This window comes from Azospirillum oryzae (assembly GCF_008364795.1).
Lineage (GTDB): Bacteria > Pseudomonadota > Alphaproteobacteria > Azospirillales > Azospirillaceae > Azospirillum > Azospirillum oryzae.
Genome location: NZ_VTTM01000013.1, coordinates 74,212 through 88,496, shown reverse-complemented (window position 1 = coordinate 88,496; position 14,285 = coordinate 74,212). Strand labels below are relative to the sequence as shown.

The 14,285-nt window shown below is 62.8% G+C and carries 12 protein-coding genes; 8 read left to right on the top strand and 4 right to left on the bottom strand.

Annotated elements, in window-relative coordinates:
- Positions 1–6: 6 nt before the first annotated feature.
- The 4 genes from FZ938_RS25830 to FZ938_RS25815 all read right to left on the bottom strand — a co-directional run bounded on the left by FZ938_RS25830 (position 7) and on the right by FZ938_RS25815 (position 3,765).
- Positions 7–1,404, bottom strand: a complete 1,398-nt coding sequence (locus FZ938_RS25830) for an efflux RND transporter periplasmic adaptor subunit (RefSeq protein WP_246458207.1) — start codon at positions 1,402–1,404, stop codon at positions 7–9.
- Positions 1,401–2,672: a TolC family protein gene (locus FZ938_RS25825; protein WP_174757577.1), complete on the bottom strand. Its 1,272-nt coding sequence runs from the start codon at positions 2,670–2,672 to the stop codon at positions 1,401–1,403. The genes FZ938_RS25830 and FZ938_RS25825 overlap by 4 nt, the downstream gene beginning before the upstream one ends.
- A gap of 134 nt (positions 2,673–2,806) precedes the next feature.
- Positions 2,807–3,163, bottom strand: coding sequence for a hypothetical protein (locus tag FZ938_RS25820; protein WP_109153189.1), 357 nt, complete (start codon positions 3,161–3,163; stop codon positions 2,807–2,809).
- A 320-nt stretch (positions 3,164–3,483) separates the two neighbouring features.
- Positions 3,484–3,765: a hypothetical protein gene (locus FZ938_RS25815; RefSeq protein ID WP_149201209.1), complete on the bottom strand. Its 282-nt coding sequence runs from the start codon at positions 3,763–3,765 to the stop codon at positions 3,484–3,486.
- A 286-nt stretch (positions 3,766–4,051) separates the two neighbouring features.
- Between FZ938_RS25815 and FZ938_RS25810 the strand changes: the two genes are divergently transcribed.
- From FZ938_RS25810 to FZ938_RS25775, 8 genes are all read left to right on the top strand, one after another.
- Positions 4,052–4,765 (top strand): response regulator, encoded by a 714-nt coding sequence (locus FZ938_RS25810; protein WP_109153187.1) that lies wholly within the window; start codon positions 4,052–4,054, stop codon positions 4,763–4,765.
- A gap of 431 nt (positions 4,766–5,196) precedes the next feature.
- On the top strand, positions 5,197–5,916 hold the full coding sequence (locus FZ938_RS25805) for a response regulator (RefSeq protein WP_109153186.1): 720 nt from the start codon (positions 5,197–5,199) through the stop codon (positions 5,914–5,916).
- Positions 5,916–7,256 carry an ATP-binding protein gene (locus tag FZ938_RS25800; protein ID WP_109153185.1) on the top strand — a complete coding sequence of 447 codons (1,341 nt, stop codon included), beginning with the start codon at positions 5,916–5,918 and terminating at the stop codon, positions 7,254–7,256. Before FZ938_RS25805 ends, FZ938_RS25800 begins: the two co-directional genes overlap by 1 nt.
- Before the next feature lie 864 nt (positions 7,257–8,120).
- Positions 8,121–9,380 (top strand): ABC transporter ATP-binding protein, encoded by a 1,260-nt coding sequence (locus FZ938_RS25795; RefSeq protein WP_109153184.1) that lies wholly within the window; start codon positions 8,121–8,123, stop codon positions 9,378–9,380.
- Positions 9,381–9,954: 574 nt separating this feature from the next.
- The gene (locus tag FZ938_RS25790) at positions 9,955–10,515 is read left to right on the top strand and encodes a cupredoxin domain-containing protein (RefSeq protein WP_174757575.1); all 561 of its coding nucleotides are present in this window, start codon (positions 9,955–9,957) and stop codon (positions 10,513–10,515) included.
- Between the two features lie 11 nt (positions 10,516–10,526).
- A complete protein-coding gene (locus FZ938_RS25785; RefSeq protein ID WP_109153183.1) occupies positions 10,527–12,371 on the top strand; it encodes a copper resistance system multicopper oxidase in 1,845 nt (614 codons plus the stop codon).
- 13 nt (positions 12,372–12,384) lie between these two features.
- Positions 12,385–13,140 (top strand): copper resistance protein B, encoded by a 756-nt coding sequence (locus FZ938_RS25780; RefSeq protein WP_109153182.1) that lies wholly within the window; start codon positions 12,385–12,387, stop codon positions 13,138–13,140.
- A 197-nt stretch (positions 13,141–13,337) separates the two neighbouring features.
- A complete protein-coding gene (locus tag FZ938_RS25775; RefSeq protein ID WP_146203813.1) occupies positions 13,338–14,270 on the top strand; it encodes an SAM-dependent methyltransferase in 933 nt (310 codons plus the stop codon).
- Positions 14,271–14,285: the final 15 nt, after the last annotated feature.

The following is a 14,285-nucleotide window of genomic DNA, read 5'->3' as shown; positions in this document are numbered from 1 at the left end:
CCGCCGTTATTGGTGCTGGTGCTGGCCGCCGCCGCCGCCGAAGGCGCTCAGGGCTGCACGCAGGTTGCTTTCGGAGTCGATCAGGAAGTTCGCGCGCACCACCACGCGCTCGCCTTCCTCCAGCCCGGCCAGGATCTGGACGAAGCCGTCGGCGCGGGCGCCGGCCTTCACGTCCCGCGGCTCGTAGCGACCCTCGCCGATCTCCACCAGGACCGCTTGCCGTTTGCCGGTGTCGAGCAAGGCGGAGTCCGGCACGGCCAGCCCAGTCATGGCGCCGAGGTCGGCATTCAGATGCACAGTGGCGTAGAGGTTCGGCTTGAGCAGGCCGTCAATGTTGGGCAACTCAACCCGCACCTTGCCGGTGCGACTCTCGGCCGTCAGGGTCGGGTAGACGAAGCTGACCTTGCCGGTGAAGGTCCTGCCCGGCAGGGAGTTGACGGTGACGTCGACCTCCTGGCCCAGCTTGACGTAGCCGAGGTCCTGTTCGAACACGTCGGCGACCAGCCAGACGTTCGACAGGTCGGCGATGCGGTAGAGCGCTTCGCCGGGCATGAAGCGCATGCCCTGCACGGCCGACTTTTCCAACACCACGCCGTCGGCCGCCGCGCGGTAGCTCAGCGTCCGCGACGCCTTGCCAGTCTTGCGCAACCGCTCGATCTCCTCCTCGGGGACGTCGAGGTTGCGCAGGCGCTGCAGTGATGCCTCGGCGAGTTGGGCGCCGCCCTGGCGGGCGACGAGGTATTCCTGCTGGGCCAGGACCAGTTCGGGACTGTAGACCTCCATCAGCGGCTGGCCCTTGCGGACCGTGTCACCGGTGGTGTCGACCAGCAGTCTCTCGATCCAGGCCTCGAACTTCGGCGCGACGATGAAGAGACGGCGCTCGTCCACCTGCACGGTGCCGACCGCCCGCACTTGGCGGGAGATCGCCCGCCGCGTCGCCGTGTCGGTGCGCACGCCAAGCTTCTGGACCTTGTCGGGGCTGATGGTGACGGTGCCCGACGCACTGTCCTCACCCTCATAGACGGGCACGTAGTCCATGCCCATCGGGTCCTTCTTCGGCACCGGGGAGGTGTCCGGGAGGCCCATCGGGTTGCGGTAGTACTGGATCTTGCGTGGACCTGCCGCATTCGGCGCCGGCGTGGCCGCCTGCGCCGGAGTATCCTTTCCCTCGTAGACTGGCACGTAATCCATCCCCATGCTGTCCTTCTTCGGAACTGGGGATGTGTCGGACAGACCCATGGGGTTGCGGTAGTACAGGATCTTCCCCGATCCGGCGGACTGTGCCTCGGCGGGAGCGCCATGGCTGGCATGGCCGGTTCCACCGGCAGATTGCGCGAAGGCCGGCGTTCCGGCGGCGATGGTGCCGGCCATCAGGACGGCGAGAAGGGCTGGGGAGCGGCTCACAGTTCACCTCCGACCAGGCGCTCGATCTCGGCAAGCCGGACCTGCTCCTCGAATGTCACGTTCACGTATTCGACCAGCGCGCGGCGCAGTGTCTGCTCCGCCTGCAGGAGGTTGGCGAATTCCTCGCGCGACAGTTCATAGCCGCGGGTGGCGGCTTCCAGAGCGATGCGCGCCTGCGGCAGGGTAATCTCCCGCACGATGCGCTTGCGCTCCTTGAGGGCGGCCAGCATGGCGTAGGCTTCATGCACGTCCGTCGCGACATCGAGGCGGATTTGCTCCAGCTTCGCCCGCGCCGCGCCGGCCATCGAGGCCGCCTCCCGCTGCTCGGCCTGGCGGCGGTCGGCATAGAGCGGAATATTGACCTCGACCATCGCCTGATAGCCGTCGAAGCGGCCGTCGCGCCGTATGGCGCCAAGGCCCAGTTCGACGTCGGGGTAGCCATTCTTCTCGGCGAGGCGGCGGCTCCCGTCGGCCGAATCGATCTGCGCAAGCTGGGCGCGCACCGCCGGGAAGTCGGAGCGCGCGCGGTCTACCAGCGCGTCGGCCGGCAGCGTCTCAAGCGGCGGCACCGGCCGCGGCAGGGGCTTCGCCGGCAAGGGCGTCTCGGGCGAGCGGGCCAGCAGACCGTTCAGCCGAACCTGGGCGCGGTGGCGGTCGGCATCCATCCGCGCGAGTTCGGCAGTGAGCGCGCCGGCTTCGGCGTTGGCGCCGGTGATGTCCTGTTGCTTGCCTGGTCCCTGGGCGTAACGGGCGCGCGCCAGATCGGACAGACGCCGGACGGTCCCGAGCAGCTTGCGCGTCTCGTCGGCCGCGAGATGCGCTGCGTGGTACTCGGCGTAGGCGACCTTGACGCGGTAAGCGATTTGGTTGGCGACCTCGGCCTGGGCCGTGGCGGCCTTGCGGCTGTCCGCTGCGGCGATCTCCTGCTTCAGGTCGCGCTTGCCCCACAGCGGGAACATCTGGCGGACCTGATAGAGCTCCTGGCCGGCGCGGTAGCGCGGCAGGTAGCCGGGACCGCTACGCGGCAATTCGAGCTCGACCTTGAACTTGGGATCGTCGAGCGCTCCGGCGGACGCGATGCGCACGGTCGCAGCGTCGGTCTCCAGGGCCGTTGCCGCGACCTCAGGGTTCATGCGCCGGGCGGTCTCGATGAAGCGGGCGATGTCGGTGTTCGGCTCCACCGCTGCCGCGGCCCCGCTGCCGATCAGCAGGGCGGCGGTCATGGTGAGGAGTGCGCGCGCCAGGCGTGTGCGGTGTGTGTCGGTCATGGTTCCGGTTTCCGCCTGTCCAGCCGCATCCATACTGTTCCGGTTGAGCCGGACAAGCACGGGATGCGACGATTTTCTTTGATGACGGGTGTCGTCTGCGTTGGCGATCCGTTGCATCAGATCGCGGTCGGTCGTCAGGCGGCGGTTCGGGGCGGTGGCGGTTCGGGCGTGATCAGGAGCGTTGCCAACAAGGGCTCTGCGGCCGGGTGCCAAATGATGCGGCTCATCACGGTGACGCGGGTCACCGTGATGCGCGCCGGCGCCTCGAGGCTCGGGCAGCAGGGAGCCGCCATGGGCATGGCATGGTGAGGCTCCTGATCAGGATAGTCACAGGGCAGCGTCCCTTGGTCTTCGTGGTCGGTGCAGGGGGCGTCGTTATGGACGGCGCCGTGATCGGTCATGACGGCATGCGCTGATGCGCTGCCCGCTGCACCGAGCAGCAGGACCGCCATCACTGCAAGAGCCGTCAAAAACCGACCGATGCCCCCCATTCCATCCTCCTGGGTCCGACGGGACCGTGTGTCGCTCGGACTGCCACGCAGTGAAGCAGGGTCCCGGCGCTCCGGCGTTGATCAGGATCAAACGAGGCGGTCTTCCTACCCTCATCCTCATATGCGGCTCGGGTGATGTTCATATAGTTCTTGCGATGAACAGCATCCCCCCTGCATGAGGAGGCGCAGCAGGCGCCACCGCCCCATGCAGGCGGACGCCGTGCTGCTTCATCAATTCAGATGAATGAGGTCGGGCCAAATGGCCGCGCGAGGCGGAGTTGCAGGGGGCACCGGAGGATGCCCCCTGCAGATGTGGCGCTTCAGCCGGCCGGCGCGGAAGCCTTGCCGAGGGCGAAGTCGAGATAGCCGTGCGCCTGCGCATGCTTACCCTGTTCGTGCAGGTAGGCGCCCATCGCGGCATTGCGCTCGACCAGAGAGCGGGCGGTACGCCCGAGGTTGGGGTTGCCGCCGTTCAGCATGGCGTTCACCGTTTGGATCCGACTTTCGCAATGCGTGCCGGGGTCTGCGGCGTTGGCGATGGTGCCCGACAGGATGAGGGTAGCGGCGATGGCGGCAGTGGTGGCGAGGGCCCGGAACGACATGATGCACCTCCTATGGGAGCGTAGAAGGGCGGGGCTCAATGGTCGGCGGGATGCCTTCCCTGGTGAAGCCCTCATCCATTTCTCTACACCTTCGTTGTATGACCAGTTCTGTTTCAGAATTTGCCGCTGAGTGTAACGAAGTGTTTCTGAATGCAGGAGCGGCGTGCGTCGTGTTCGCGCAGGGACTGGCCGTCGGCGGATGGATGGTCTATCTGGACGCGTGTGAGCGTCATTATCCAATCCCATTTGATGCCTCGATTGTCCTTCCAGCCACCTTGGCCTGACCATGCACCACATCCTCGTCGTCGACGACAATCAGGAGATCCGCGACCTCTTGGGCCGTATCCTGCGCAAGCACGACCTGAAGGTCAGCACTGCCCGCGACGGCTATGAGATGCGCGAATGCCTGAAGAATGGGCCTGTCGACCTGATCGTGCTTGACCTGATGCTGCCGGGTGATGACGGAATGAAGCTCTGTCGAGAGCTGCGTGTGGGCTCGGCGGTCCCGATCATCATGCTGAGCGCGATGGGTGAAGAGACTGATCGCATCGTCGGGTTGGAGATGGGTGCCGACGACTACATGACCAAGCCGTTCAGCCCCCGTGAGCTCCTCAGCCGCATCAAGGCGGTGCTGCGCCGGACCGGCGCGGCCGACGGCCATCCGAAGCAGCCGGCCTCCGCCGACCGCATCATGCGCTTTGCTGGCTGGACGGTTGATCTGGTTCGCCGCGAGCTGCGGTCCCCCGACGACGTGCTGGTCGACCTGACGGGCGGCGAATACGATCTGTTGGTCGCTTTTCTGGAGAATCCCCACCACACCCTGTCGCGTGACCGGCTGCTGGACATTACCCGCAACCGGGCGGCGTTGCCCTTCGACCGGGCGATCGATATCCAGGTCAGCCGGTTGCGCCGCAAGATCGAAGCGGGACCGGAGCAGTCCATGATCAAGACGGTGCGTGGCGTCGGCTACGTGTTCTCGGGCCCGGTGGAGCGGGGGTGATGCGGCTGCGCCCTACAACACGCCCGCCCGGTCCATCGCAGTAATGGCTGTCCGTCTGATCTCGTCCCATCCAGCGACCGGGTCTCACGTTCTCTCAGACCAAGCCCCCGGTGTCTCAGAATTGCAGCCAGTTATCGCCGCGACCGGCCGGCTCACTGCCCACTATGAAGCGCGCTTTCCCGCATGCTACTATACGGTTCGCACCGTGCGTCCGTGCAGTTCAGGAGCGTATTTGGGCGCTGTTCGCTTCGTCATGGCGCCGTGGTCTCTCAGGTATTGGGACGCTGGCAAACTCCGATCGATTCAGCATATTTCAAACTGTAATGGGAACCTGCATATTCATTTTTCCCGCTTACTGATCTTACTTCCAGCGCGATCCTCGTATCGATCTCACCCGTGGCACCCCAACTGTAAAAACCTGTTCGAGCACCATGAGCCTGCATCACATCTTGGTTGTTGACGACAACAAAGAGATCCGTGACCTGTTGGGGCGGTTTCTCCGCATGCACGACTTCAAGGTCACCGCTGCCCGCGACGGCTATGAGATGCGGGAATGCCTGCGCAACGGCCCCATCGATCTCCTCGTTCTCGATCTGATGTTGCCTGGGGATGACGGGCTGAAACTGTGCCGTGAACTGCGGTCGACCTCGGCCGTGCCCATCATCATGCTGACGGCCATGGGCGAGGAAACCGATCGTATCGTCGGTCTGGAAATGGGGGCCGACGACTATGTCGCCAAACCCTTCAATCCGCGGGAATTGCTGGCGCGCATCAAGGCGGTCCTGCGCCGCACGACCATGCCGGGCGATCAGTTCGATCCGCCGAACAGCGGCGGACGCATCCTGCGCTTTGCCGACTGGCAGCTGGATCTGGTACGCCGTGAATTGCGCTCGCCCGACGGGGCGCTGGTCGAGCTGACCACCGGCGAATATGATCTGCTCCTCGCCTTCGTTGAGAACCCCCAGCGCGTTCTTACGCGCGATCAACTGCTCGACATCACCCGCAGCCGGGCGGCCTCGGCGTTCGATCGGACGATTGATGTCCAGGTGAGCCGGCTGCGGCGCAAGGTCGAGACGGACGCTGAGCAAAGCATGATCAAGACTGTGCGCGGTGCAGGCTATGTGTTCGCTGCGACGGTGGAACGGCTGTAATGCGCGTCCGTCTGGTTCCGGACAGTATGGCGGCGCGCACTATCGCTGTGATGATGGCCGGGCTAACGCTCTCCCATTTGGCCAGCATCGGTGCCTATCGCATCGATCTTCTATCTCAATTTGGCAATTCAATTGAGCATGAAGCGGCGGAACGGATCGCGACGGTGCGGGCCGCTGTCCTGAAGGCCGAGCCAAGCGAACGCGAGCGGACCGCGCAATTGCTGTCGGGCCGTCGGCTTGACGTTCATTGGAGCCGCGTGCCGCTGACAACAGCCACGAACCCCGGTGACCCTCAACTCGATGCGCTGCTCAACCGTCTGCGCGAAGCCACGCCTGACCAGCGCGAACGCCCCCTCTACCTTGCCTTCGCCGCAGACCCCGACCACCCGGGCGACGGTGGTCACATGCTGCTGGTCTCTGCACAGTTGCCAGACGAGAGTTGGCTCAACCTACGCTACATTCTGGCCGAGCAGCCGCCGAGCACCCCGCATGGCTTACTGCTGTCGACCGGCCTGATGGCCTTGGCAGTGGCCGGCCTGTCCGTCCTTCTCATCCGTTCCACGACGGCACCTTTGCGTGCCATGGCCCGTGCCGCCGAGCGGCTCGGCGTCGATGTCACCGCCCCGCCGCTGCCTGAAACCGGCCCCAGCGAGGTGCGTCTGGCTGCTCACGCCTTTAACGAGATGCAAAAGCGCATCCAGCGGCTGCTAACCGACCGTACGCAGATGTTTGCGGCCCTGTCCCACGATCTGCGGACGCCGCTCACCATCCTGCGATTGCGGGCTGAATTCGTCGAAGACGACGAACAGCATGCCAAGATGCTGAGCGAGATCTCCGATATGGAGACGATGATTTCGGCAACGCTGGCCTTCCTGCGCGATGACGGCGTGCAGGAGGAAACCGAGGTGATCGATCTGGCGGTCACGCTGGCGACGATCTGCGACACGCTGACCGATTCCGGGTACAGCGCGGAGTATGCCGGTGCGCGCCATGTTCCGGTGCGCTGCCGTCCGGTGATGCTCAAGCGCGCTTTCATGAATCTGATCGACAACGCAGTCAAATACGGAGCGCGTGCGCGCGTCACCCTGTCGGTGGGCAACGGCAAAATCCATGTCGAGGTGGTAGACGAGGGCCCCGGCATACCCGAGGCCGAGATGGAGAAAGTGTTCCACCCGTTCTATCGAGTGGAGCGCTCCCGCTCCCGGGAAACCGGCGGCTTCGGTCTTGGCTTGACCATCGCGCGCACAACGATCCGGGCGCATGGAGGTGATATCAGCCTTGATAACCACCCGGACGGTGGCCTATGCGTCACCATCACGCTGCCTTGGGCTGACCGTTGAAAGGTGCCCCAGGGCCCCCAAAGAGAAGCTGGGCTGGCCAGTGAACAACCTTGCATTTCAGCGCGGAAACGCTGTAGAGCGGCTATCTGGTTGATAGTCATGCTTGGTTCCTACGTATCGGTGCCTTTGGCAATCATTATGTCGCACGGCCGCCCCACCAAGTTTGGGTGTGCTGCTTTGGCACCGGTCATGCACAATACCCATTGATCTATCCCCAAGCTCCCTGACGCAGCAGAAGCCGATGCGCAGTGTTGCGGAGAGACCATGCTGGAGAACAGAGCTGGATCGGTACCGTGTGCCGCAATGAATCCGGTAAGCGGTAGTTGTCTGCCGGTCGTGAAATCCAACGACAACGATGAGGAGCTGGGTGATGGCACGCCACTCCATATACATCGTTCCATAATTGCAATTTCCATTTTGACTTTCTCTATAATCCACCCAAAAGCGATTTCATGTGATTAGGGCGGAACGAACAAGGGGTCCCGACCGGCCACAACGATGTGAATTTGGGGGCAAAATCGGCAGCGCCACCTTCCCTGAAGCCCCGCAACAATTTGTTACATTCGCGTCCTACAACTGCAACATGCGGACGCTCTAATCGCAGTCAGGCTTTGGCACGCAACGATTTGATGCGATGGCGAAGCGTTGGTTTCACCGCTACGGACGACGTGGACAAGCGATGGCGAGAAGCGTGCATGCCCAATCTCTGATCCGCACCTTTCGTCTCGCAGGAATGGTGGCTGGAGGCACTGCGATCAGTTCGCTGTGGCGAACGGGAATATGGGACGCTGCTTCACCAGACCGCAAGCGATGGACCCCGGTACCCGCCACTCGAACGAGGTCGCATCGAAAGGCAGGTGCCGAATGAACTGGGCCATCCTGCAAGACCACATCCACCAGCTGAGTGAGTGGATCATCACTAGTGTGTTCCCCAGCTCCCACTGGTGGATGCATTTCGTCGTCCACGTCGTCCTACTGGCGATGCCAGTCGCGTTTCTTACCCTGCTGGTGGTTTGGTCGGTCGGCCTCGTGCGTCGGCGTCTGGCCTGCCAGCCGACTGCACCGTCTCCGGAACTACGCGCTCCGTTCCCGGCGAATCTGTACCGCTACGTTCTGAAACACACGCAACGGCAGCAGTTCGTTCTGCTTGTGGCCGCATTGACGTCTTTGCCTCTGCTCTACGCGGTTCTCGAACTGCCGAAGCAGATCATCAACCGGGCTTTGAGCACGGAGACCGAGGCGGTTGCGGTGCTCGGGGTGACGTTGACTTCCTATGAACTGCTCTTCGTACTGTGCGCGTTTTATCTCGCAGCCGTTCTGGTGAGCGGCGGCGTCAAATACGGCATCAACCTCCTCAAGGGCCACCTGTCGGAAGGCATGACGCGCCGGATGCGCTTTGCCGTCTTCCAGGCTTGGTCACGGGGGAAAAAACCGTGCGCCCCCTCACAGATCATTCCCGTGCTGGTGCAGGAGGTTGATCCGATCGCCGGTTTCGCCGGTGAAGCCTTTTTGACGCCAGCTTTCGAGGGCGGCACCTTTCTGACCATCCTAGTATTCATGGTACTTCAAAACCCAGTGCTCGGCGCCGCCGCCATGACGCTGGTTCCAGTTCAGATCGCCTTGATTCCCCGCCTGCAACGCCGGGTCAGCGCCCTAGCGCGCCAGCGGTCACGGGAAATGCGTTCGTTCGGGGCCGCAATTGCGGATGCCGACCCTCGCAGCCAAGGCATGCATCCGAATCCGGTCCTCGCTGTCTCACGCTCCCTCAGACGGGCGCAAATCATACGGCTCGAGATCTACCGACGCAAATTCTTCATCAAAAGCCTGAACAATTTCATCACTCACCTCACCCCGTTCTTCTTCTACAGCATCGGCGGGTATCTAGTGATTGAGGAGAGATTATCGCTGGGAGCTCTGGTCGCGGTTTTAGCTGCCCACAAGGATATGTCGGCTCCCCTGCGTGAACTTCTTGGATACTATCAGACCATGGATGATGTTCGCGTGCGCTACGATGACATCCGTCGGTTCTTGGCAGGGCAAAATGATGTGACTCCGGCCACCATCGTACACGCGGTCGGCATCGACGCCTCCCTGCCGCAGGGTCTGCGCAAGGGTGCGGCGTGACCGGTGTCGACATCCGCTTCCTCCTGACCGCAATAGTCGGTTTGCTCCTCGTCTGGGGAGGAAGCGCTCCGTCCATGACGCCGGTCGCCGCCTCGGCCCGCCCGATCCACCAGATCGGAGAGAGCGCCGCCAAGAACACCGCGACCGATTGCGCCACGCTCGCCACTCCCCATGACCGTATCGGCGACCAGCGAGCCCCTGGCAACAACCATGACCCCAGCCCTGAGGGGCCTGACGACGGGTGCTGCATGACGGCGTGCTCTGTGCTGGCGCATGGACCAGACAGGTTTGCCGTATCCTCCGTCGCATGGACCCGCGTCCGCGTCGCCCTGGTGGTCAATGGACCGCAAAACGGCCGTTTGATCTCCCCACCCCGGCGGCCGCCGAAGGCCCGAGCGTGAGACGGAGCTGCATGTCCATCGCATTCGTCCCGGGTGCCGCCGGCTGCTGAAGGCGCTTCTCGTCCCGTCCTGACCGCGGCTTCCGTCCATCCGCCACCGCACATCACTCCGGCCGGGCCTCGGCCCCCGGTGTGCCCATGCTTGCTTTCGAAACACAACCAAAGGAAATCTTCATGCGTCTCAACATCCGTACTTTGACCGCCGCCTCCCTAGTGACTGGCATTGCCCTGCTGACCGTTCCGGGGCTTGCCCTTGCAGGCGCAGGCGAGCCCGGTCACGGGCATGCCGCCGCCGTTGGAGAGCCGGCAAAGGCATCCTCGGCAAAGCGGGTCGTGCAGGTCGAATTGGGCGATAACTATTACAAGCCTGAATCGATTTCGGTGAAGGCGGGCGAAACGGTCCGCTTCGTTCTCAAGAACAAAGGCGATTTCCTGCACGAGTTCAACATCGGCACTGCTACCATGCACGCCGCCCATCAGAAGGAGATGGCGATGATGGTTGAGCACGGCATGCTGACGCCGACGGGCATCAACACGAGCATGAACGGCATGGACCATTCGAAGATGGGCATGGCCGAGATGAAGCACGACGACCCCAACAGCGTGCTCGTGGGGCCGGGCGAAACCAAGGAATTGACCTGGAAGTTCACCAAGGAAACCGCACTGGAGTTCGCCTGCAACATGCCGGGGCATTACGAGTCCGGCATGGTCGGCAAGGTCGCGTTCACGCGCTGAGGGAGAGTTCCATGAACACGGCATCGCGCGGGCTTTCCCGCCGCGATGCCCTCAAGCTCGCCGGACTGGCGGGGCTTGCGGGCGTCGTGACACTCTACCCCGAGCGCCGCGCTTTCGCGACGGCGCATCAAACGCTGGATCTGGCGGTCGAGCGCACCCGGCTGACGATCGACGGTGCCACCAGTCACGGCATCGCCATCGGCGGCTCGATCCCGGCCCCGACGCTTCGCTGGCGCGAAGGGCAGGAGGTGGTCGTCCATGTCACCAACAGGCTGGATGAACCAACCTCGATCCATTGGCACGGGCTGCTGCTCCAGGGCGTCATGGACGGCGCCCCCGGATTCAACGGCTACCAGCCCATCATGCCGGGCGACACCTACACCTACCGGTTCCAACTGCGCCAGGCAGGCACCTACTGGTACCACAGCCACTCCGCCGGACAGGAACAGGAGGGGATGTACGGCGCCATCGTCATCCAACCGGCCGAGCGCGAACCCGTTCGCGCCGACCGCGATTACGTCGTGGTGCTGTCCGACCACACGCCGGAGCGGCCCGCCTCCGTGCTCAGAAAACTCAAGCTCGGCAGTGTCAGCGAAGGCTACTACAACCGATCGAAACGGACCCTGTTCGACTTCTTCCGGGATGCCGAGCGGGATGGTCTGGACGCCACCGTGCGCAATCGCCTTGACTGGGGCGACATGCTCATGGAGCCCACCGATCTGGCCGACGTGACCGGCTACAGCTTCCTGGTCAATGGCAAGGGACCGCAGGACAACTGGACGGCGCTCTTCAAGCCTGGCGAACGTGTCCGGCTCCGCATCATTAACGCTTCGGCGATGACGATCTTCGATGTCCGCATTCCGGGCCTGCCGATGACGGTGGTGGCGGCCGACGGGCAGAATGTGGTGCCGGTGAAGATCGACGAGTTCCGTTTTGGCGTTGGCGAGACCTACGATGTCCTTGTACTGCCGCAGGAAGACAAGGCCTTCACCATCTTCGCCGAACCGATCGACCGTACAGGCTTTGCCCGGGCGACGCTCGCTCCCCGCGAAGGGATGTCGGGGGACCTCCCCGCCCGCCGCCCGCGCACCATCCTGACGATGGCCGACATGGGCATGGACCACGGCTCCATGGCGGGCATGGATCACGGATCGATGGCCGGGATGAACCACGGCGCGATGCCGGGCATGGACCACAGCTCCATGCCTGGAATGAAGCAGGGTCCGATGGCCGGGATGGACCATGGTTCAATGAAAGGCATGGATCACAGCGCCATGATGGGCATGGGCGCCGGATCGATGCCCGGCATGGACCACAGCACCATGGCGGGCATGGATCATGGAACCATGGCCGGCATGGAACAGGGAGCGGCCAAGGGCTCGGACCGGGCGCTTGGCTGGGCGGACGCCGCCACCCCGCCAGGCACCAAGGCGCTGTCCTACGCCGACCTGAGGGCCTTTTCCAAAACCCGCGACCCTCGTGAGCCCACCCAGGAAATCGTTGTGCGGCTGACAGGCATGATGTCCCGCTACATCTGGACCCTGAACGGCGCGAAGTTCGACCAGGGCACGCCGATCCGGGTGGCCTATGGCGACCGCATCCGCATCCGCTTCGTGAACGAGACCATGATGGCTCATCCCATGCACCTGCATGGGATGTTCGTGGAACTCGAAAACGGTCAGAAGGACCGCTTGCCCAAAAAGCATGTCGTTCTCGTTCCTCCGGGACAGACCACATCGGTGCAGTTGACCGCGAACGAGCCTGGGGAATGGCCGTTCCACTGCCATCTGCTTTACCACATGGCCTCGGGCATGATGACGCGGTTCATCGTCGAGCGCCGCACGGCCAGCCTCTGACAGGAAGCGACGCATGCGCATGATCACATCGGGCCTGAGACGGGTCCTACTCCTGGCCGGGGCTCTCACGCTTGTGGTGACGGCGACCGCAGCCAACGCGGCCGACCCACCCCATGCTCAACAGTTCCACGAGGAACCGGCGATCCTGTCGACCCTGCTGGTCGACCGCCTCGAGCATCGCTGGAAAGACGGTGAAAACACGCTCGACTGGGACATCAAAGGCTTCATCGGTGGCGACACCGACAAGCTCTGGCTCAATGCGAAAGGCAGCAAGCCAGTCGAGGGCGGAGCCGAGAAGGCCGAGTTCCAGCTTCTCTACAGCCGCTTGGTGTCGGAGTTCTGGGATGTCCAGGTCGGTGTGCGTCACGATGTGCGGCCCCAGCCGCAGACAACCTACGCGGTTGCCGGATTCCAAGGGTTAGCACCCTATTTCTTCGACGTGAACGCCCAGGCTTTTCTGAGTGAGGACGGCGCCCTGAGCGCCCGGCTCGAGGCAGAGTACGACCTGCTCATCACGCAGCGTCTGATCCTCCAACCGGTCGCCGAGATGAATGTGTCGGCGCGGCGCGTGCGGGAACTCGATCTCGGGCGCGGCATCACCGATATTGAGCTTGGCTTGCGGCTGCGCTACGAGGTGGCCCGGGAGTTCGCGCCTTACATCGGGGTCAATTGGGAGCGCAAGCTCGGCGAGACCGCCGACATCACGCGGCGGCACGGCGAGGACGCAAGTGCAGTGTCGTTCGTCACCGGTGTTCGCTTCTGGTTCTAAACCTTCGCGGGCCGGGCGTAGCGTCCGTTCGGCCCGCAGCCTCTCAACCTTTCGCGCCGTGCCCAAACGTCCGAAACGGGCTGGTCGTCTTCCAGTCCCCTGTTCGACCATCGGTACGCCCGTACTCCGCTTGTTAAGCAAAGCGTGAGCAACCCAATCGGCGTTACATGATCATTTGGAAGGAAAGAGCTTCGATCATGACACCCAGCGAGAAGAAACTGATCCGCTTACGCCAGGCCCGGACGTTGGAGGACTTGCGCACGTCGCTCCCGCGTGACTGGCGCATCGTGGAGCGCAAAATCAGCGGCATTCTCGAACGCGGAAACCCTCAGGATTTAGCGGAATTTACTAAACAAACCATAGAACATCATCAAGATCTGACCGTTCTTCTGAGCAAGACGCTCCCTAACTCGTCTAACTATAAAGCTTATTTATCACGATTTGCACAAGTCAGAATGGCTGCCTTTGTCATTAAGGATTTGTCACGCTTCGCGGGGAAGAATGTTAAATCGCAAAAACTCGGATGCATTGATAAATTCTTGATGGGTAATCTGTTATTTCTCGACGGATTTAGGCGAAAGCCAGTATCGATGTTTTGGTTCCAGTTGATATGGCCGATGATCCGGCAACGGCACATGCTCATGCCTCTGGTTGAGCCCAAAGGTATTTATTGTTTCTATTCCAAAGAACTCATAACTCATTTGGCGGGCTTGATCGGCTCGCGCCCCTGCCTGGAAATCGCCGCCGGAGACGGAACTTTGACCCGATTCCTGCAGGACGTCGGCGTATCGATCATCGCGACGGACAGTCACAGTTGGCAATCCTCCGTGACATACTCTGACAGCGTTATCAAATTAGATGCTCGCGCAGCGCTGCGGATGCACAAGACCAAGGTGGTCTTGTGCTCGTGGCCCCCGGCCAACAACGCTTTCGAGCGGTTTGTCTTCGAAACCGACCATGTCGAACTCTATCTTGTCATCGGCAGCCGGTATGAATTCGCGTCGGGCAATTGGCGCGATTACCGCCGGCAGAACAATTTCACAGTCACTCACGACTTGGAACTGAGCCGTCTGGTGCTGCCTCCGGAGTTGGGCTGCGCGGTGTACCGGTTTGAACGAAAGGCCGCGTGACGGGGCCACTATTGC

What these genes read in the sequence shown, in the direction of transcription:
- FZ938_RS25825 (WP_174757577.1), bottom strand. Translation starts at nt 2,672, where the DNA reads ATGACCGACACACACCGCACACGCCTGGCGCGCGCACTCCTCACCATG.
- FZ938_RS25820 (WP_109153189.1), bottom strand. Translation starts at nt 3,163, where the DNA reads ATGGGGGGCATCGGTCGGTTTTTGACGGCTCTTGCAGTGATGGCGGTC.
- FZ938_RS25815 (WP_149201209.1), bottom strand. Translation starts at nt 3,765, where the DNA reads ATGTCGTTCCGGGCCCTCGCCACCACTGCCGCCATCGCCGCTACCCTC.
- FZ938_RS25810 (WP_109153187.1), top strand. Translation starts at nt 4,052, where the DNA reads ATGCACCACATCCTCGTCGTCGACGACAATCAGGAGATCCGCGACCTC.
- FZ938_RS25805 (WP_109153186.1), top strand. Translation starts at nt 5,197, where the DNA reads ATGAGCCTGCATCACATCTTGGTTGTTGACGACAACAAAGAGATCCGT.
- FZ938_RS25800 (WP_109153185.1), top strand. Translation starts at nt 5,916, where the DNA reads ATGCGCGTCCGTCTGGTTCCGGACAGTATGGCGGCGCGCACTATCGCT.
- FZ938_RS25795 (WP_109153184.1), top strand. Translation starts at nt 8,121, where the DNA reads ATGAACTGGGCCATCCTGCAAGACCACATCCACCAGCTGAGTGAGTGG.
- FZ938_RS25790 (WP_174757575.1), top strand. Translation starts at nt 9,955, where the DNA reads ATGCGTCTCAACATCCGTACTTTGACCGCCGCCTCCCTAGTGACTGGC.
- FZ938_RS25785 (WP_109153183.1), top strand. Translation starts at nt 10,527, where the DNA reads ATGAACACGGCATCGCGCGGGCTTTCCCGCCGCGATGCCCTCAAGCTC.
- FZ938_RS25780 (WP_109153182.1), top strand. Translation starts at nt 12,385, where the DNA reads ATGCGCATGATCACATCGGGCCTGAGACGGGTCCTACTCCTGGCCGGG.
- FZ938_RS25775 (WP_146203813.1), top strand. Translation starts at nt 13,338, where the DNA reads ATGACACCCAGCGAGAAGAAACTGATCCGCTTACGCCAGGCCCGGACG.